Consider the following 17,828-nt stretch of genomic DNA (forward strand, 5'->3'; position numbering starts at 1 on the left):
ATACGCGTTATCGTTAACGTCCATCGCGAGCAAGCTCGCTCCCACAGGGGAGCAATACAGAGTTTGCCGCGCATTTTTTCGCCATTGAGTCGCCATGGAATTCATCCGCAGCCGCATCGAAACCCAGGTCATGAGCCTTACCGGTCTGTCCCTCGGCAAGCTTGACCTGGAAAACCCCAAGGGCGACCCCGGCCTGTTTGGCCCCGATTCCGTCAGTTGGCAGGTTCACGGCGATTTCAGCAGCATGCTCATTGGCGGTATCAGTGCGCTGATGCTGCAAGCCCTGCACCCGTTGGCGCTGGCCGGGGTCTGGGACCATTCGAATTTTCGCGAGGACATGCTCGGACGCTTGCGCCGCACGGGCCAGTTCATTTCCGGCACGACGTTCGGGTCGAGTCAAGATGCCGACTGGCTGATCGAGAAAGTGCGCACCATCCATCTGCAAGTCACCGGCACCGCGCCGGATGGCCGGCCTTATGCCGCCAGTGATCCCGATCTGCTGACCTGGGTGCATGTGGCCGAAGTCAGTAACTTTCTGGCGGCCCATTTGCGTTATCGAAACCCGCACCTTTCGCCGGCCGATCAGGACCGTTACTACGACGAAATCGCCTTGGTCGCCGAACGTCTGGGCGCTCGGGATGTGCCTCGCTCCCGACAGGAAATTGCCGATTACCTTGTGCGAATTCGTCCGCAACTGCTGTGCGACGCGCGCAGTCGCGAAGTGCTGCGATTGTTGTTGAACGCACCGTCTCCCAGCCGTCTGGCCAAGCCTTTTGGCAGTTTGATGATGCAGGCCGGCATCGATTTGCTGCCGGATTGGGCCAGCGACATGCTCGGCGTCCAGCAAGGCGAGCTGCAACGCAAGCTGATCCGCGCCAGCGTCAACCGCAGCGCGCCGATGCTGCGCTGGGCAGTGCGCAATGGCTCGGTGCATCGGGCCAAGCGGCGGATGGGGTTGTTGACCTGATTCCGATGCGCCGCCAATTCACCTGTGGCGAGGGAGCTTGCTCCCGCTGGAGAGCGAAGCACTCCCAATCTGAAACCGGATTGTGCCGGGTAGAATCAGTCACGGTTTTTGCGGCCGCTGCGCGCCCGAGCGGGAGCAAGCTCCCTCGCCACAGGCAATCCCCCTTGCCACAGTGTTAAACTCCCGCGCCAAATTCCCTCCCCTGCAAGGCGCCCAGCATGTCTTCCTTGAATCAGGCGCTGCGCGCCGCCCTCGAACATCGCCAGGACCTGCTTGCCGAGCTACATCAGCAAGGCACCGATTGCTATCGTCTGTTCCACGGCAGCCAGGAAGGCGCCGGCGGCCTGACCATCGACCGCTACGGTCCGCAACTACTGGTGCAAAGCTTTCACCAATCGCTGGAACGCGACGCCCTGTTGCAACTGCACGAGACGGTCAATCAACACCTGAGCCTCGACACCCTGCTGGTGTACAACGACCGCTCCCGGGGCAACTCGCGGATCGACCGTGAAGACACCGTCTACCGGGCCGACGAAGCCGCGTTGCAAGACCTGGTCGGTCACGAATGGGGCCTGAACTATCGGGTACGCGGCCGTCACGCGGGGCAGGATCCACTGCTGTTTCTCGACCTGCGCAACACGCGCGGTTGGGTCAAGGCACACAGCAAAAACAAAAGCGTGCTCAACCTGTTTGCCTACACCTGCGGCGTCGGCCTGAGCGCGGCGGCCGGTGGCGCGAGCGAAGTGTGCAATCTGGATTTCGCCGAGGGCAACCTGGCGGTGGGTCGCGAAAATGGCCTGCTGAATCCGCAGTTGCCGACCATGCAGTTCATCCAGTCTGATTATTTCCCGGCGATCCGCCAACTCGCCGGCCTGCCGATCACCCAGCGTCGTGGCCACAAGCTGCCGAGCTACCCGCGCCTGGAACAGCGTCAATACGATCTGGTGCTGCTGGATCCGCCCGCCTGGGCCAAGAGCGCATTCGGCACTGTCGACTTGCTACGCGACTACCAAAGCCTGCTCAAACCCGCGCTGCTGGCCACCGCCGACAACGGCGTGCTGATCTGTTGCAACAACCTGGCGAAGGTCAGCATGGACGACTGGCGTGAACAAGTATTGCGTTGCGCCGAGAAAGCCGGGCGGCCGGTGCGCGAGTGGACCGTGATGCAACCGGGCGCCGATTTCCCGTCCATGGATCAACAGCCGCCGCTGAAAACCCTGATTCTGCAGCTCTGAAACCCAGCGACACTTTCAGATAAATCCTATAAAGCTTGGTGGCTTCGGAACCGGATTCGCGTGCCATACTCCAAGGCACTCCGAGTCCGACAGATGAAGCCGCACATGCCCAAAGGATTGATCCGCGCTATCGGCGCCTTGTTGACTGCTCTGGCCTTGTACAGCCTGCTGGGGTTTCTGATTCTGCCGGGCATCGCGTTGCGGGTAGCCAACCAGCAATTGGCCAACTACGCGACGACGCCGGCCACGCTGCAGCGCATCGAACTCAACCCGTTCAGCCTTGAAGTGACCCTGTGGGGCCTGATCATCGGCGAACCGGGCAAAGAGCAGGTCGGTTTCGAACGCCTGTACGCCAACCTGCAGATCGATAGTCTCTGGACCAAGGCGCTGCACCTGTCCGACATCGAACTGGACAAACCCAAGACCGAAATCCTGTTCGACAAGGCAGGCAAGCTCAATCTGCTCGGTTTGTTCAAGATCCCCGCCAGCGAGCCGACACCTGCCGACCCCGAGGCCAAACCGTTCCCGCTGCGCATTGAGCGCGTGAAGCTGGCCGACGGCTACGTGCATTTCCAGGACGCGCGGCCGAGCGAACCGATCGAATTTCTCTACGACAAACTCGATTTCGAGCTGAACAACCTCAGCACACTGCCAGAAGACAACGCCGACATGACGCTGGTGGCTGTCGGCCCCGGTGGCGGGCAGATCGACTGGACCGGCAATTTCAGCCTGATCCCGATCGCTTCCGAAGGTAAGTTGAAAATCACCGACGGCAAGATGAAATCCTTTTGGCCCTACGTCCGTGACGCTCTGCCGCTGGTGCTGCAAGACGGCGTCCTGAACCTGAGCACCGACTACAAACTGAACCTGTCCAAGGAAACCGAACTGCTGCTGAGTAACGTCGCGGTCAGCGTTGCGCCTTTTGCCATTAACGCGCCGGACGGTCGGCCGTTGGCAAAACTGGCGCGACTGGACATCACCGAGACCACCGTGGACCTCGCCAGGCAGCAAGTGGTGGTCGGCAAGATTCGCAGCAGTAAATTGGAAACCTGGGCAGCAGTGGAAGCTGACGGGCAACTCGACTGGCAAAAACTGTTCGCCAGCCAACCGTCCAAGGCCGCCGCCAAAGCCAACGCCGAACCCGTCGCCACACCAGCGGCAGCCGACTCGCCAAAAGAGCCCGTCGCCCCCGGCAAACCCTGGCAGGTGCTGCTCAAAGACGTGCAGTTGCGCGACTATCAAGTGCACCTCGCGGACCGCAAAGCGCAACCCGCGGTGACGCTGGACCTGAGCCCGCTGAACCTCGACCTGCAAAATTTCGACAGCCTCAACGGCTCGCCTTTTACCCTCAGGCTCGACACCGGCGTGGGCAAACAAGGCAAGATCACGGCCGAAGGCGAGGTCAACCTGGCGCCGGTCAGCGCCAGCCTCAAAGTGCAGACCAAAGACATCGACCTGCGGATTGCACAGTCCTACATCAACCCGTTCATTCGCCTCGAGCTGCGCAGCGGTATGCTCGGCAGTGATCTGGCGGTCAACCTGAAAAGCACCGAGCCGTTGGCGCTCAGCGTCACAGGTCGCGCGCAGATCGATCAGTTGCACACCCTCGACACCCTGAAAACCCGCGACTTTCTCAAGTGGCAACAGGTGATGATTGAAGGCCTGAATTATCAGCACGGTGACAGCCTGTCGATCGACAAGGTCAACCTGTTCCAGCCTTATGTGCGTTTCATGATCAACGATGACCGCACCACCAACGTCGATGACCTGCTGATCCCGCAACCGCCAGATTCCGGCGCCAAAACCGCTGCGGCGAAACCCGCCAGCAAGGACAAGCCGCTGGGCATTCGCATCGGTGGCATCGCCATCAATGACGGCTCGGCCAACTTCGCCGACTTCAGCCTGACGCCGAACTTTGCCACCGCCGTCCAGCAGCTCAACGGCCAGATCGGCACCATCGACAGCCGTCAGTCCAAACCGGCGACCGTCGACATCAAAGGCAAGGTCGACCGCTACGCGCCGGTCACCATCAAGGGCTCGGTCAACCCGTTCGACCCGATGGCCAGCCTCGACATCGCCACCAGTTTCAAACGGGTAGAACTGACCACGCTGACCCCCTACTCCGGCAAATTCGCCGGGTACCGTATCCGCAAGGGCCGGCTCAATCTCGACCTGCATTACATGATCACCAAGGGCCAGCTCAAGGCTGAAAACAAGGTGGTGGTCGAGCAATTGCAACTCGGTGAAAAAGTCGACAGCCCGGACGCCACCAGCCTGCCGCTGAAGCTGGCCATCGCCCTGCTCAAGGACGTCGACGGCAAGATTTCCATCGAGCTGCCGGTGACCGGCGACCTGAACAATCCACAATTCAGCGTCATGCCGATTGTCTGGCAGACCCTGCGCAACCTGATCGTCAAGGCCGCCGCCGCGCCGTTCAAAATGATTGGCGGTCTGGTCAGTGGCGGTGGTTCGCAAGACTTGGGCACGGTGTCGTTCGCGGCGGGTTCCAGCGACCTGAGCAAGGAGGCCGAGGGTTCGTTGGTCAAACTGTCTCAGGCGTTGAAGGAGCGTCCGGCCCTGCGCCTGGAAATCGAAGGCACGGCGGCCGCGAGCAGCGACGGCCCGCCAATCGCCGAACAACGCCTGGAACGGGAATACCAGTACAACTACTACAAAATGCTCCAGCGTCGCGGTGACAAAGTACCGGCGCAGGCTTCGCTCATCGAAGTACCGGATGGCGAGAAAGGTACGTTGCTGGAGGGGATCTACCGCACGCGCCTGAAGACCCAGCCACCAGCCGAATGGAAGGACTTGGGCAAGGAAGAACGCACGGCGAAAATGCGAGCAGACGTGATCAAGTTCTGGAGCACCAGCGACGTGCTGTTGCGCCAACTGGGCCAGGATCGCGCCAGCAGTATCAAGGATTATCTGGTCGACAAGGGCCAACTGGCCGACGACCGCGTGTACTTCATCGACGCCAGCCTGGGCGAAGCGGAAAGTGACGGTCGGGTGGTGACGCCATTGCATCTGGACGCCGAGTGATGGTCCGGCGATTGCTGCTCAGCCTGGCGCTGGCAACCGTGGCCGGCCAGGCCCAGGCCGCCGATACCCTGCGCTGCGGCAGTCAGTTGATCAGTGTCGGCGACCGCTCCAGCGAGGTGCTGCAAAAGTGCGGCGAGCCGGTCAGCCGCGATCTGTTGGGCTACAAGCGCAGCGCCAACCGGCGGGAAGAATTCCAGGTCGAGGAATGGACCTACGGGCCCAACGGCGGGATGTATCAGTACTTGCGGTTCGAGGGTAATCGGCTACGGCAGATCACCAGCAAACGGGGGAACTGAGGATCAAAGGCTCGGGCCGCGTTCGGACGATCTTTTGACCTTTAAATAGAACAGGCCCCAAACACGAATGTTCGGGGCCTGTAATGGCCACATTCCTTGTGGCCGTCGCATGAACTCTAAAGTTGCGGCAGACGTATGACTTGGCTCGTCTCCCGCGTCTTCTCCCGGTTCAGGCGAGAAGTCTTGCCTTACTCGGCTTTCAGGCCAGCAGCAGAGACGTCTTTAACGCCTTTGATTTTCTTGGCGATAGCGACAGCAACGTCTTTCTGGGATTCAGTCACGGCAGTGGTGGACGACAGGGAAACAACACCTTTGTTGGTTTCTACCTTGATGTCGGTACCAGGAATGCCTTTTTCGGTCACCAGGTCTGCTTTGACTTTGGTGGTGATCCAGGTATCGGAAACGTCTGCTTTTGCTTCGGTCACTTCACCAGCGGCCAGAACCATTGGAGCCTGGGTTGCTTGAGCAGCGAAGGCAGCGTTGGCCATGGTCAGGGTCAGCGCGGTAGCAGTAGCGGCAGCGATAGCGAACTTCTTCATACGAGTAACTCCTGTTTTTTCATAAAGTCTGCTGCATGTCGTGTCAGCAGGGTTACTGGGTATATTGCGAACGCTGTGCCAACTTTGAGACGGCTTAAATTTCGTTATAAATCAGTAGCTTATGAAAAGAGCTAATTTTCGAAATCATGCAATTTGCATGAGTTTGAAAATTTCTGCATGCAAGTTGCGGGTTTTGGGTGTGGGCCTAAGGCCATGAATTTGCGAAGGTTTTGCTTTTACGCATTCAGCACGACGATTGAGTAAATCTAGAGGTAAAAAAAACCCCGCTTCCTGAGAGGCGGGGCTTGGTCAGCTACAAATAATCAGATGCCATTAGCCGTTAGGGCAACCCACTGGCGCGTAGGCGGCATCGGCGGTGGTTTTGCATGACCAGCCAGTCGCGGCGTCGCGAGTAAGGGTGATTTTCGCAGTGGCCACCTGAGCTGGCGCACCTACAAGCGAACAGATGAGGCTGTTTGCGGGACTGTCCCCAACGGTAATTGTGCAATGTTGTGAGGTGTTGGTGGCACTCCCAGTGACCTCAGCAACTGTCGGGGAAGCCTTACCCGAGTTGATCAGGTCCTCATAATTTACTTTAAGCGCCGAAAGCTCCGCCACACCCGCCGTCACCTTCGCCCGCGCCTGATACTTCGAGTAAGCCGGGATCGCAAACGTCGCCAGAATCCCGATGATCGCCACAACGATCAACAGCTCGATAAGGGTAAAACCTTTCTGATTATTCATATTCAAGCTCCATGCATGAGTCAAAATCTCATGATCTGATTTAGCTACAGCACAGCCCATGCCAACTCCACACAGCGCTATTACCGGAGAACGAATAGAAGACAACGCCGTTTCCTACCGCCAGTATCCGCACTATCTGACACTTTTTGTCACCTCACCCACCCTGGTTTGGCTCCGACGGTTGACTAGGCTATAAGTCATCAACTGTTTGTGTCCGGTATCCCCATGAATGACATCGCCCTAAGCGGTCTGGCCAAGCAATTGGTCATGGCCGAACTGCTCACCGACCAAAAAGCGCAACAGGCGTATCAGCAAGCGCAGCGTCAAAAAATCTCACTGGTCAGTTATCTGGTGCAAAACAAACTGGTGAAAAGCCGCCAGGTTGCCGAGATCGCCTCGGAGCATTTCGGCATGCCGCTGCTGGACCTCCACTGCCTGGATAAAGAGTCGCAACCCAAAGGTCTGGTCAGCGAGAAGCTGGTTCGCCAGCACCACGCCCTGCCCCTGTGGCGGCGCGGCAACAAGCTGTTCGTCGGAGTGTCTGACCCGACCAATCACCAGGCCATCAACGATATCCAGTTCAACACCGGGCTGACCACCGAAGCCATCCTGGTGGAGGACGACAAGCTCAGCGACGCCATCGAAAAATTCTTCGACAGCCACAGTACCGGCCTGGAAGACATGGCCGACGTCGACCTCGATGGCATGGACATCGAGTCGATCAATGACAACCAACAGGACAACATCGCCGGACAGGATGCCGATGACGCCCCCGTAGTGCGTTTCGTCCACAAGATGTTGCTCGATGCGATCAAGAGCGGTTCCTCCGACCTGCACTTCGAGCCCTACGAAAAAACCTACCGCGTGCGCATGCGCACCGACGGCATGCTGCGTGAAGTCGCCAAGCCCCCGATCCAGTTGGCCAACCGCATTGCCGCGCGCCTGAAAGTCATGGCCAGCCTCGACATCTCCGAGCGCCGCAAACCTCAGGACGGGCGGATCAAGATGCGCCTGTCCAAGAGCAAGTCCATCGACTTCCGGGTCAACACCCTGCCAACCCTGTGGGGCGAGAAAGTGGTGATCCGGATCCTCGACCCGTCCAGCGCGCAGATGGGCATTGACGCCCTTGGCTACGAGCCGGAACAGAAAGCCTTGTACATGGCCGCGCTGAAACAGCCGCAAGGGATGATTCTGGTCACCGGCCCCACCGGCTCGGGTAAAACCGTGTCGCTGTACACCGGGCTGAATATCCTCAACACCGTGGACATCAACATTTCCACCGCCGAAGACCCGGTGGAAATCAACATGGAAGGCATCAACCAGGTCAACGTCAATCCCAAGCAGGGTCTGGGTTTCGCCCAGGCGCTGCGTTCGTTCCTGCGCCAGGACCCGGACGTGATCATGGTCGGCGAGATCCGCGACCTGGAAACCGCCGAAATCGCGATCAAAGCCGCCCAGACCGGCCACCTGGTGCTCTCGACACTGCACACCAACAGCGCAGCGGAAACACTGACTCGCCTGCACAACATGGGCATCCAGGGCTTCAACATCGCCACCTCGGTCAGCCTCATCATCGCCCAGCGCTTGGCGCGCAAGCTGTGCAGCCATTGCAAGAAGCCCATCGATATTCCCCGCGAAACGTTAATCAAGGAAGGCTTCCCGGAGGAACGCATCGGCTCGTTCACCATTTATGAGCCGGTCGGTTGCGATCATTGCAACGGCGGCTACAAGGGGCGCGTTGGCATCTATGAAGTGGTGAAGAACACCGCGGATCTGCAGCGGCTGATCATGGCCGAAGGCAACTCGCTGGAAATCGATATCCAGATGCGTAAAGACGGCTTCAACGACTTGCGTACTTCGGGGCTGATCAAGGCCATGCAGGGCATCACCAGCCTTGAAGAAATCAACCGGGTCACCAAGGACTGAACATGGCGGTCAAAGCAGCAAAAATCAGTGTGTACGCCTGGGAAGGCACGGACAAGAAAGGCACGAAAATGACCGGCGAACTCACCGGTCAGAATCCTGCATTGATCAAGGCGCAACTGCGCAAACAAGGCATCAACCCCGGCAGGGTACGCAAGAAATCCGCCTCGCTTTTCAGCCTCGGCAAACGCATCAAGGCCCAGGACATCGCTCTGTTCACCCGGCAGATGGCGACCATGATGAAAGCCGGCGTGCCGCTGTTGCAGTCCTTCGACATCATCGGCGAAGGCTTTGATAACCCGGCCATGCGCAAACTGGTGGACGAGGTGAAACAGGAAGTCGCGGCGGGCAACAGCTTCGCCGCCGCCCTGCGCAAGAAGCCCGAACATTTCGACGAGCTCTACTGCAACCTGGTGGATGCCGGCGAACAGGCTGGCGCGCTGGATACGCTGCTGGAGCGCGTTGCGACCTACAAGGAAAAAAGCGAAAGCCTGAAAGCCAAGGTCAAGAAAGCCATGACTTACCCGATGGCCGTGGTGTTCGTCGCGTTCATCGTTACCGGGATTCTGCTGGTCAAGGTCGTGCCGCAGTTCGAGTCGGTGTTCAAAGGATTTGGCGCCCAACTGCCGGCGTTCACGGTGATGGTCATCGGTCTTTCGCAATTCCTCCAAGAGTGGTGGTGGGTGATAGTGGGCGCATTGATAGCGGCGATCTTCGCTACGCGCCGCGCTTTCAAAAAGTCCCAGGGTTTTCGCGACTGGACCGACACCTGGCTGCTGAAACTGCCGTTGGTTGGCACGTTGATGTACAAGTCCGCCGTGGCCCGTTACGCCCGCACGCTGTCGACCACGTTCGCCGCCGGTGTGCCTTTGGTGGAAGCCCTGGAATCCGTGGCCGGCGCGACCGGCAATATCGTGTTCAAGCGTGCAGTGCTGCGCATCAGGCAGGACGTCTCGACGGGCATGCAGTTGAATTTTTCCATGCGTGCATCCGGTATTTTTCCGAACATGGCGATTCAGATGACCGCCATTGGCGAAGAGTCCGGCGCGCTGGATGACATGCTCGACAAGGTCGCCAGTTTTTATGAAGACGAGGTCGACAACATGGTCGATAACCTGACCAGTCTGATGGAGCCGTTCATCATGGTGGTGCTGGGTGTTATCGTCGGCGGACTGGTGGTTGCGATGTACCTGCCTATCTTCCAACTGGGTGCCGCGGTCTGACATGTCCTTGATCGAAATCCTGACCGTTTACCCGCTGGCGTTTGTTGTCATTGCCCTGGTGATTGGACTGCTGGTCGGCAGTTTTCTCAACGTGGTGGTCTGGCGCCTGCCGAAAATGCTCGCCCGTGAGTGGCGATTGCAGGCCCATGAAATTCTTGGCCTGCCCGGCGAAACACCGCTCCCGACCTACAACCTGATGCTGCCGCACTCCCAGTGCCCGCACTGCGGGCATCGCATCCGCGCCTGGGAAAATATTCCGCTGCTCAGTTACCTGGCTTTGCGGGGGCGATGCTCAAGCTGCGCGGCCCCGATCAGCAAACGTTACCCGTTGACCGAACTGGCCTGTGGCTTGCTGTCGGCATTCATTGCCTGGCATTTCGGTTTCGGCTGGCCGGCCGTGACGATGTTGATCCTGACCTGGGGCCTGTTGGCCATGAGCCTGATCGACGCCGAACATCAATTGCTGCCGGATGTGCTGGTGTTGCCGCTGCTGTGGCTGGGACTGATCGTCAACAGCTTCGAATTGTTCGTACCGTTGCAGGAGGCGCTCTGGGGCGCAATCGTCGGCTACATGGCGCTGTGGTCGGTGTTCTGGCTGTTCAAGCTGATCACGGGCAAGGACGGCATCGGCAACGGCGATTTCAAGCTGCTGGCCATGCTGGGCGCCTGGGGGGGCTGGCAGATTTTGCCGCTGACGATTCTGTTGTCATCCCTGGCCGGGGCCGTGATTGGCGTGATTTTGCTGCGGGTGCGCAACGCGAAAACCTCGACGCCGATCCCCTTCGGTCCTTATCTGGCGATTGCCGGCTGGATTGCCTTGCTCTGGGGTGGTCAAATAACCGACTTCTATTGGCAGTTTGTCGGTTTGAAATGAATACCCCTGTGGAAAAACCCTGGATTCTCGGCCTGACCGGCGGCATCGGCAGCGGCAAAAGCGCGGCGGCGCAGCACTTCATCGACCTCGGTGTGCACGTGGTCGATGCCGATCACGCAGCACGTTGGGTCGTGGAACCCGGGCGCCCGGCGCTGGCGCAGATTGCCGAACACTTTGGTGCCGGCGTACTGCAAGCCGACGGGCAACTGGATCGCGCGGCGTTGCGCACGCTGATTTTTGAGGTGCCACAAGAGCGCCGCTGGCTCGAGGCGCTGCTGCATCCGCTGATCGCCACGGAAATCACCGAACACCTGGGCAAGGCACAATCGCCTTACGCGATTCTGGTTTCGCCGTTGCTGATCGAGTCCGGGCAGTACGCGATGACCCAGCGAGTGCTGGTGATCGATGCGCCCGAGCAGCTACAGATCGAACGCACCCTGCAGCGCGATCAGACCAGCGAACAACAGGTCCAGGCGATCCTCAAGGCGCAATCCAGCCGACAGGACCGCGTGAGCCATGCCGACGATGTGGTGGTCAACGACCGCGACCTCGCCTGGCTGCACAGCGAGGTCGAACGCCTGCATCACTTTTACTTAACATTGCGTGGAGGCCAGTCATGAGCCAAACCCCAACCGTCGATTGCCCAACCTGCGGCGCCCCTGTCGAATGGACCCCGGAGAGCACCTTCCGGCCGTTCTGTTCGGACCGCTGCAAACTGATCGACCTGGGCGCCTGGGCGTCGGAAGAACACAAGATTCCGGTGAGCCCGGATGCCGAAGACGACCTGTTCAGCGAAGACTTTGAACCGCGCCACTAAGGACGAAGGTCAGGGCCGCATAAAGCCGTAGTCCTGACCGTCCTCGAGGTTTTCGGCGAGAAACTGCAACTCGTCGGCCAGATCCTCGACACTGCGCACCGCCTTGCTTTGCTGCACCACCGCACTGAGCAGGGCGCGCAGACTCAACCCCGGATCAAACCCCACCTCTTGCGCTGCATCCAGACTGTGGCGCAATTCCTGCCTTGCCCATTCGTAGACACTCATTTCGATGCTCCTGAAGGTTTTGCGGAGCATGGATTCGCCGACGTTTTATGGATTTGATGTGGATCAAGATTTCGGATCGTCGTCATTCCAGGGCGCCGAAAGGTAGCGTGTGCGGTTGAAGGTCTCCAGCCATTCGGGGCAGAACACCACCAGCGCGCTGACGACCATGCCGTTGATGAACGCCTCCGGAAAAATGATCAGCCACAGGTAACCGACGAAATCTTCCAGCCAATAGGGCATGACGAACAGTTCGTTGAACCACAGCAGCCACAGGGCCAGCAGCAGGCACATCAAGGCTGACAGCGCCGCGGCGAAAAAACCGGAAACGAAGATGTACACGAAAGGATTACGCGGCTGTGCGCGCTCGACCAGGATGGCGCAGCATTCGGTGATCAGTACCGGGAGCAGGATCAATAAGGCACCGTTGACACCCATGGCTGCCAGGTCCTGGCGCCCCAGCATTACCAAGCCGGCTTGTGCGACCAGGCCACCGACGATTGCCAGTGGCCAGTCCAGTAGCAGGGTTACGGCGGTCATGCCGAGGAAGTGGTAGGACACGCCGGTATCGAAATCCCTTCTTACCAGCCAGAGCATGAACAGTGCGAATACGGTGCCGAACAGCAGGTGTTGGCGGCGGCGGTCGCTGAACAGTTCGACCCAGGGGGCGCGTGCGATGGCCCAGATCAGTATTGGGGTGTAGATCAGCCATCCGATGGTGAGGGTTGCGGAGGTCAGTAGCTCGGCGCCGATCATGGCTCAGGAGGCTCCTTTTTCTTTGCCGGGGGGAGAATGGAGTTCAGTCTACACCGGGGTTTGTGTGTTCTTCGATTGGGCTCCGTGTACATATCCGTTTTTGGGGTAATGGCTGATATTGGTTTCGCCCTTACGGCGACTCACTTTGAAAAGCCTGCGCGGCCCGGCCCAAAGTAAGCAAAGGCTCTTGCCCCACCACTCGGCACCTCGCCTGGGCTCGGTGTGCCCTCACTCCGGCATTACTCCGCGGGTCGCCGCGAAGGGCCATCCCTGGCCCAGCGCGGCTAAACCGGCATCCTTGCCGGTTTCCCCGCTGCGCAATACCTGCGTTCGGCCAGCGTGGTTTTACGGGGCGCCTAAGATCAAAATCAAAATCAAAACCGAGGCGGCCTGATAGCCGACCTGGCGGTGAGTTCGATCAGACCATCGGCGCTGACCACCAATACCATGCACAACAAATTCCCCCTGTGGGAGCGAGCTTGCTCGCGATGGCGGATTCACATTCAACATTGATGGCGACTGACACACCGCTATCGCGAGCAAGCTCGCTCCCACAGGGAATCTGCTCGGCCCAGAGGTAGTGCACGCTCAAACCAGCGCAGCGCGCCCGCTTGATGCCACGGTCGGCCCGCAGGCCGCCGCGGTTTTGATTTTGATCGGAAGCGCCCCGTTAACCACGCTGGCCGAACGCAGGCATTGCGCAGCGGGGAAACCGGCAAGGATGCCGGTTTAGCCGCGCTGGGCCAGGGATGGCCCTTCGCGGCGACCCGCGGAGCAATGCCGGAGTGAGGGCACACCGAGCCAGAGCGAGGTGCCGAGTGGTGGGGCAAGAGCGTTTGGGTTACTTTTGCGCTTTTCAAAAGTGACTCGCCGTAAGGGCGAAACCAATAGCAGCCATAACCGAAGAAATGGATATACACACACCCCAAACAACCAACGAGCGAGCGAGCGAGCGATTGTTACACCCCCTGCAACGCTGAATCAGCCCCAGCCCCCTTTATCCAACGCACCCAAGGACTAAAATTCACACAACAAAACCAACCCGGATAACCCAACATGAAAACCCTGACCACCCTGCTTTTAACCCTGATCGCCACCTCAGCCATGGCCGCCACCAACGAACCCGCCGCCACCCCATACGACCCGGCGCACCCGCTGGACATCGCCAAAGTCGTCTCCATCACCGACACCCCGACAGCCTGCGAAGTCGTGCCCGCAACCATGGTCTACATCGATCATCAGGGTCAGACCCAACGCGTGACGTATCAGGTCATGGGCAATTGTGATCTCTGATCACGCCCTCACAACAGCGTCCACGTATAGCTCAAAATCAGCCGATTCTCATCGATGTCACTGCGGTAGTTCGAGCGCGCCATCACATTGCGCACACGCACGCCAAGGCCTTTGAGGCTGCCGCTCTGCACCACGTAACCAAGGTCAAGATCACGCTCGCGATCCTTGCCCTCGAACCCTTGCCCGGTGTCGACGTTATTACCGGAAATGTAACGCACGGTACTGGTCAACCCCGGCACGCCTAACGCGGCGAAGTCATAGTCATAACGCGCCTGCCACGAACGCTCGTCGGTGTAGGCGAACTCGTAGGTCGGCACCTCGTTGCCCAGCGGCGAGATATTGGCAAAGACCCGCGGAAACGCGCTGTCACCAAACATCCCCTGATACCCGACATAAAAGGTATGGCCACCACGCTTGGCCGACAACAGGGAAAAGAACGCCTGGTTATCGATGTTACCCAGAAGTTTTTTGCCATCTTCGCGCGAATCGTAATAGCCAAGGTTGGCACCCAGTACCCAGTCGCCCATGGGCTGACTGTGCTTGAGCCCAAGAAAACGCTGATTGTAGATATCTTCCAGTTGCCCGACCCAGGCGCTGACGGAACTGCGCTTATCGTTGAAAGCATAATCGGCACCGGCAAAATTGAAGCCGTCACTGCTGACCTGACGCTGCGGCACATGACCGAGCATGGCCTGCATTTTCTCGTCCCCGGCCTCGTTACGCAGGCTGGTCGTGTTCAAGTGGCCACCCTGTAGCGTCAGGCCATTGATCTCATTCGAACTGATGCTCGCGCCCTGATAGCTCGGCGGTAGCAGGCGGATATCGCTGAACGCCAACACCGGCAGATTGGGTTGCAACTCACCGACTTTCAGCTCGGTTTTCGAGTAACGCACCTTCAAGGCCGCCTCGATCCGGCTGTAATCATTCGCTGCGCGCCCGTCGTCTTTGACCGGCAACAAGCCGGTATTGACCCGGTCCGGACTGCTGTCGAGCTTGAGGCCGAGCAGGCCGATCACGTCTACGCCAAACCCCACGGGTCCTTGGGTGTAACCGGATTTGACGTTGAGAATGAAGCCCTGCGCCCACTCTTCAGCCTTCGACTGTTGGTTGGCGCCGACAATGTCGGAGAAGTCCCGGCTGAAGTAATAATTGCGTGCTTGCAAGGTGGCCGTAGTGTCTTCGATGAAGCCGCCCTCGGCCGCCATCGCGCCGGCGGAGAAACTCGAGGCGACCGCCATGGACAACACGGAACCGGTTGTTGGAAGAATCTGTTTCATCGTTATTCTCTTGTTTTTATTGATCGACAGTTGGAAGTGCTTCAGCCGTCGCGCTTTGGCGACGGGCGTTTAACAACAGGTGGGTGACCATGCCGAAAATCAGCCCCCAAAAGGCGGCGGACAAACCGAACAGCGACATGCCCGACGCCGTGGTCAGAAAGGTCACCAGCGCCGCTTCGCGATCACTCGGGACCGCCATTGCGCCCGCCAGTGCTCCGGCAATCGCGGCGAACAACGCCAGCCCCGCCAGCGCCGCGATCAGTTCTTTGGGGAACGCCGAAAACAACGAAACCAGGGTGGCGCCGAAAATCCCCAGCACCAGGTAACAGAGCCCGCCGACAACGCCGGCGACATAGCGCTTGTGAGGATTTTCATGAGCCTCGCGACCGGTACAAATGGCGGCGGTGATCGCCGCCAGATTCAGCCCGTGGCACCCGAACGGCGCCAACAGTGCCGTGCCCAAGGCGCTACTGGCGATGATCGGACCGGCCGGCGTTGCATAACCGCTGGCGCGCAGCACCGCCATTCCCGGAACGAACTGACCGGTCAGCGCCACCATCACCAGCGGCAACGCGATGTTCAGCGTCGCGCTCAAGGTGAATTCGGGCGTGATCCACACCGGCGTGGCCAGCCCGATCACCAGCGCTTCGGTGTGCAGATCGCCGGCAAGGAAGGCTATCGAGCAGCCCACCAGCAACACCATCAACACCGCATAACGCGGCATCAGCCGTTTGCAGATCAGGTACGTGACGAACATCGCCAGCACCAGCATCGGCTTGCCCTGCAACGAGACGAACAACCCGGTGCCGAAGCTGAACAGGATCCCCGCCAGCATCGCCGCCGCAATGGCCGCGGGCAGTTTGCTGATGATCCGGTCAAACGCCCCCGAGACTCCCACCAGGAAAATGATCAGGCTGCTGACCAGGTACGCGCCCACCGCCTCCGGCATCGAGATCCCTGGCAACAGCGCCACCAGCAACGCCGAGCCCGGCGCCGACCACGCGATGATCACCGGCACGCGGTATCGCAGGCTCAAACCGATGCCGAGTACGGCGCTGCCGATGGAAATCGCCCAGACCCACGAAGACAGCACTTCCCGGGAGAGGTGTGCGGTCTCGGCCGCTTGGAAAATAATCACCAGCGGGCCGGCGTAGGAAATCACCGTGGCGATAAATCCGGCGACGGCCGCCGACAGGGAAAAATCCCGCAGCAAGGTGTTCATGACGCGTCGCCGACCGCCCCGTCAGGCGAACCGTGGCGCAGAGACTGTGCGTGCCGGGTGCTGCGGCGATTGCTGATGGCAAACACGGTCATGGCAATCGCGGCCACCGCTCCGGGCAAGGCAAACGCCATGAAGTTGAGCTGCAGCGGCAGACTGATCCCGAGCAAGGCGCCGCCCAGCAGCGGTCCGACGATTGCGCCGTTGCGGCCAATGCCCGAGGCCCAGCCCAAACCGGTTGAGCGAATGGTCATGGAGTAGAACTGCGCGGCGCAGGCGTACAGCAGAATCTGCGAGCCGATGGTGGTGGCACCGGCGATGGCGATCAGCAGGTACAACAGCGGCATCGGGCTGTTGAAGCCGAGCAAGGTGATCGACACGGCCGACACGGCGAAAAACACCGCCAACACCCGCGGCAGGTTGAGTTTGTCGCCCAGCACGCCACCGCCGACCGCGCCGAAAATCGCGCCAAAATTGAGCACCAACAGGAACGACAGGCTCGAGCCCAGGCTGTAACCGGCGTTGGCCATCAATTTCGGCAGCCACGAACTCAGCGCGTAGACCATCAGCAAGCAGCAGAAAAACGCCAGCCATAGCATCAATGTGCGCAGCGCCCGGCCCTCTCGAAACAGTTGCAACACCGGAGTGCCGGTACCCTTCACTTCGCTCATATCGAGCTGATCGCTGGTTTGCGCGACGTACGCCGGATCGACCCGCTGCAGAATGTTGCGTGCCTCTTCGTTGCGTCCCTGACGCAGCATGAAACCCACCGACTCCGGCAGGAAATACATGATCAGCGGCAACAACAGCAACGGCAGCGCCGCGACGTAAAACACCGACTGCCAACCGAAGCTCGGGATCAGCACGATCCCCAGCCCCGCCGAGAGCATCCCGCCCACCGAGTAGCCGCTGAACATGATCGCCACCAGCGTGCTGCGGATTTTCTTCGGCGCGTACTCGTTCATCAAAGCCACGACGTTGGGCATCACCCCGCCGATACCCAGGCCGGCGATGAAGCGACAAATCCCGAACTCCGTGGGGTTACGCGCGAAACCATTGAGCACGGTAAAACCGCTGAAGAGCATCACGCAGATGGTAATGGCTTTCTTGCGGCCGATCCTGTCCGAGAGCGGGCCGAAAAACAGCGCGCCGAACATCATCCCGAACAAGGCGTAACTGCCCAGTGCACCAGCCTGCAAGGGACTGAGCCCCCACTCTTTCATCAGCATCGGCAGCACCACGCCGTAAATCACCAGATCGTAACCGTCGAAGATGATGATCAAGGCACACCAGAACAGCACCATCCAGTGGAAGCGATTGAATCGTGCGTTGTCGATAACCTCATGTACGTCAATTTTGCGCATGGCATTTATCTCTTGTTGTTGTTTTGTCGGAGCATCG

Annotated in this window: 17 protein-coding genes; 10 read left to right on the forward strand and 7 right to left on the reverse strand. The window is 59.5% G+C overall.

Annotation, left to right across the window (positions count from 1 at the left end):
- Nucleotides 1-94 precede the first annotated feature (94 nt).
- The 4 genes from F8N62_RS10320 to F8N62_RS10335 all read left to right on the forward strand — a co-directional run bounded on the left by F8N62_RS10320 (nucleotide 95) and on the right by F8N62_RS10335 (nucleotide 5,540).
- Nucleotides 95-967, forward strand: coding sequence for an oxygenase MpaB family protein (locus tag F8N62_RS10320; RefSeq protein ID WP_150710873.1), 873 nt, complete (start codon nucleotides 95-97; stop codon nucleotides 965-967).
- A gap of 218 nt (nucleotides 968-1,185) precedes the next feature.
- Entirely contained in the window at nucleotides 1,186-2,202 is a 1,017-nt protein-coding gene (locus F8N62_RS10325; RefSeq protein WP_150710874.1) for a class I SAM-dependent rRNA methyltransferase, read from the forward strand.
- A gap of 93 nt (nucleotides 2,203-2,295) precedes the next feature.
- Entirely contained in the window at nucleotides 2,296-5,244 is a 2,949-nt protein-coding gene (locus tag F8N62_RS10330) for a DUF748 domain-containing protein (RefSeq protein WP_150710875.1), read from the forward strand.
- Nucleotides 5,244-5,540 (forward strand): DUF2845 domain-containing protein, encoded by a 297-nt coding sequence (locus tag F8N62_RS10335; RefSeq protein WP_150710876.1) that lies wholly within the window; start codon nucleotides 5,244-5,246, stop codon nucleotides 5,538-5,540. The genes F8N62_RS10330 and F8N62_RS10335 overlap by 1 nt, the downstream gene beginning before the upstream one ends.
- 188 nt (nucleotides 5,541-5,728) lie before the next feature.
- Here the strand turns inward: F8N62_RS10335 and F8N62_RS10340 are convergent, their stop codons facing one another.
- Together F8N62_RS10340 and F8N62_RS10345 are read right to left on the reverse strand one after the other, a co-directional pair.
- Nucleotides 5,729-6,079, reverse strand: coding sequence for a BON domain-containing protein (locus tag F8N62_RS10340; RefSeq protein ID WP_150710877.1), 351 nt, complete (start codon nucleotides 6,077-6,079; stop codon nucleotides 5,729-5,731).
- A gap of 333 nt (nucleotides 6,080-6,412) precedes the next feature.
- Nucleotides 6,413-6,823 carry a pilin gene (locus F8N62_RS10345; RefSeq protein ID WP_150710878.1) on the reverse strand — a complete coding sequence of 137 codons (411 nt, stop codon included), beginning with the start codon at nucleotides 6,821-6,823 and terminating at the stop codon, nucleotides 6,413-6,415.
- A gap of 225 nt (nucleotides 6,824-7,048) precedes the next feature.
- Here F8N62_RS10345 and pilB point away from each other — a divergent pair, with 225 nt between their 5' ends.
- The 5 genes from pilB to yacG are packed head-to-tail and all read left to right on the forward strand — an operon-like array spanning nucleotide 7,049 to nucleotide 11,660.
- On the forward strand, nucleotides 7,049-8,749 hold the full coding sequence (gene pilB / locus F8N62_RS10350; RefSeq protein ID WP_150710879.1) for a type IV-A pilus assembly ATPase PilB: 1,701 nt from the start codon (nucleotides 7,049-7,051) through the stop codon (nucleotides 8,747-8,749).
- A gap of 2 nt (nucleotides 8,750-8,751) precedes the next feature.
- Complete coding sequence (locus F8N62_RS10355; RefSeq protein WP_150710880.1) at nucleotides 8,752-9,969, forward strand: type II secretion system F family protein; 1,218 nt, start codon at nucleotides 8,752-8,754, stop codon at nucleotides 9,967-9,969.
- A 1-nt stretch (nucleotide 9,970) separates the two neighbouring features.
- Nucleotides 9,971-10,843 carry a prepilin peptidase gene (locus F8N62_RS10360; protein ID WP_150710881.1) on the forward strand — a complete coding sequence of 291 codons (873 nt, stop codon included), beginning with the start codon at nucleotides 9,971-9,973 and terminating at the stop codon, nucleotides 10,841-10,843.
- Complete coding sequence (coaE, locus tag F8N62_RS10365; RefSeq protein ID WP_150710882.1) at nucleotides 10,840-11,463, forward strand: dephospho-CoA kinase; 624 nt, start codon at nucleotides 10,840-10,842, stop codon at nucleotides 11,461-11,463. Before F8N62_RS10360 ends, coaE begins: the two co-directional genes overlap by 4 nt.
- Nucleotides 11,460-11,660 (forward strand): DNA gyrase inhibitor YacG, encoded by a 201-nt coding sequence (yacG, locus tag F8N62_RS10370; protein WP_150710883.1) that lies wholly within the window; start codon nucleotides 11,460-11,462, stop codon nucleotides 11,658-11,660. The genes coaE and yacG overlap by 4 nt, the downstream gene beginning before the upstream one ends.
- Nucleotides 11,661-11,669: 9 nt before the next feature.
- On the opposite strand, the gene F8N62_RS10375 is transcribed toward yacG, so the two are convergent.
- Both F8N62_RS10375 and F8N62_RS10380 read right to left on the reverse strand, forming a co-directional pair.
- Nucleotides 11,670-11,885: a hypothetical protein gene (locus tag F8N62_RS10375; protein ID WP_150710884.1), complete on the reverse strand. Its 216-nt coding sequence runs from the start codon at nucleotides 11,883-11,885 to the stop codon at nucleotides 11,670-11,672.
- 63 nt (nucleotides 11,886-11,948) lie between these two features.
- A complete protein-coding gene (locus F8N62_RS10380; protein WP_150710885.1) occupies nucleotides 11,949-12,638 on the reverse strand; it encodes an energy-coupling factor ABC transporter permease in 690 nt (229 codons plus the stop codon).
- 1,056 nt (nucleotides 12,639-13,694) lie between these two features.
- Here F8N62_RS10380 and F8N62_RS10390 point away from each other — a divergent pair.
- The gene (locus F8N62_RS10390) at nucleotides 13,695-13,931 is read left to right on the forward strand and encodes a DUF2790 domain-containing protein (RefSeq protein ID WP_150710887.1); all 237 of its coding nucleotides are present in this window, start codon (nucleotides 13,695-13,697) and stop codon (nucleotides 13,929-13,931) included.
- Between the two features lie 8 nt (nucleotides 13,932-13,939).
- Here F8N62_RS10390 and F8N62_RS10395 read toward each other — a convergent pair whose 3' ends face one another.
- The 3 genes from F8N62_RS10395 to F8N62_RS10405 are packed head-to-tail and all read right to left on the reverse strand — an operon-like array spanning nucleotide 13,940 to nucleotide 17,791.
- Nucleotides 13,940-15,208 carry an OprD family porin gene (locus F8N62_RS10395; RefSeq protein WP_150710888.1) on the reverse strand — a complete coding sequence of 423 codons (1,269 nt, stop codon included), beginning with the start codon at nucleotides 15,206-15,208 and terminating at the stop codon, nucleotides 13,940-13,942.
- Nucleotides 15,209-15,224: 16 nt separating this feature from the next.
- Complete coding sequence (locus F8N62_RS10400) at nucleotides 15,225-16,430, reverse strand: benzoate/H(+) symporter BenE family transporter (protein ID WP_150710889.1); 1,206 nt, start codon at nucleotides 16,428-16,430, stop codon at nucleotides 15,225-15,227.
- Nucleotides 16,427-17,791 (reverse strand): aromatic acid/H+ symport family MFS transporter, encoded by a 1,365-nt coding sequence (locus F8N62_RS10405; protein WP_150710890.1) that lies wholly within the window; start codon nucleotides 17,789-17,791, stop codon nucleotides 16,427-16,429. The genes F8N62_RS10400 and F8N62_RS10405 overlap by 4 nt, the downstream gene beginning before the upstream one ends.
- Nucleotides 17,792-17,828: the final 37 nt, after the last annotated feature.

It is taken from the genome of Pseudomonas fluorescens (assembly GCF_902497785.1).
Lineage (GTDB): Bacteria > Pseudomonadota > Gammaproteobacteria > Pseudomonadales > Pseudomonadaceae > Aquipseudomonas > Aquipseudomonas fluorescens_BO.

Coding starts and splice junctions, on each gene's coding strand:
- F8N62_RS10380 (WP_150710885.1), bottom strand. CDS start 12,638: ATGATCGGCGCCGAGCTACTGACCTCCGCAACCCTCACCATCGGATGG.
- pilB (WP_150710879.1), top strand. CDS start 7,049: ATGAATGACATCGCCCTAAGCGGTCTGGCCAAGCAATTGGTCATGGCC.
- F8N62_RS10320 (WP_150710873.1), top strand. CDS start 95: ATGGAATTCATCCGCAGCCGCATCGAAACCCAGGTCATGAGCCTTACC.
- coaE (WP_150710882.1), top strand. CDS start 10,840: ATGAATACCCCTGTGGAAAAACCCTGGATTCTCGGCCTGACCGGCGGC.
- F8N62_RS10400 (WP_150710889.1), bottom strand. CDS start 16,430: ATGAACACCTTGCTGCGGGATTTTTCCCTGTCGGCGGCCGTCGCCGGA.
- F8N62_RS10335 (WP_150710876.1), top strand. CDS start 5,244: ATGGTCCGGCGATTGCTGCTCAGCCTGGCGCTGGCAACCGTGGCCGGC.
- F8N62_RS10340 (WP_150710877.1), bottom strand. CDS start 6,079: ATGAAGAAGTTCGCTATCGCTGCCGCTACTGCTACCGCGCTGACCCTG.
- yacG (WP_150710883.1), top strand. CDS start 11,460: ATGAGCCAAACCCCAACCGTCGATTGCCCAACCTGCGGCGCCCCTGTC.
- F8N62_RS10405 (WP_150710890.1), bottom strand. CDS start 17,791: ATGCGCAAAATTGACGTACATGAGGTTATCGACAACGCACGATTCAAT.
- F8N62_RS10355 (WP_150710880.1), top strand. CDS start 8,752: ATGGCGGTCAAAGCAGCAAAAATCAGTGTGTACGCCTGGGAAGGCACG.
- F8N62_RS10345 (WP_150710878.1), bottom strand. CDS start 6,823: ATGAATAATCAGAAAGGTTTTACCCTTATCGAGCTGTTGATCGTTGTG.
- F8N62_RS10325 (WP_150710874.1), top strand. CDS start 1,186: ATGTCTTCCTTGAATCAGGCGCTGCGCGCCGCCCTCGAACATCGCCAG.
- F8N62_RS10375 (WP_150710884.1), bottom strand. CDS start 11,885: ATGAGTGTCTACGAATGGGCAAGGCAGGAATTGCGCCACAGTCTGGAT.
- F8N62_RS10360 (WP_150710881.1), top strand. CDS start 9,971: ATGTCCTTGATCGAAATCCTGACCGTTTACCCGCTGGCGTTTGTTGTC.
- F8N62_RS10390 (WP_150710887.1), top strand. CDS start 13,695: ATGAAAACCCTGACCACCCTGCTTTTAACCCTGATCGCCACCTCAGCC.
- F8N62_RS10330 (WP_150710875.1), top strand. CDS start 2,296: ATGAAGCCGCACATGCCCAAAGGATTGATCCGCGCTATCGGCGCCTTG.
- F8N62_RS10395 (WP_150710888.1), bottom strand. CDS start 15,208: ATGAAACAGATTCTTCCAACAACCGGTTCCGTGTTGTCCATGGCGGTC.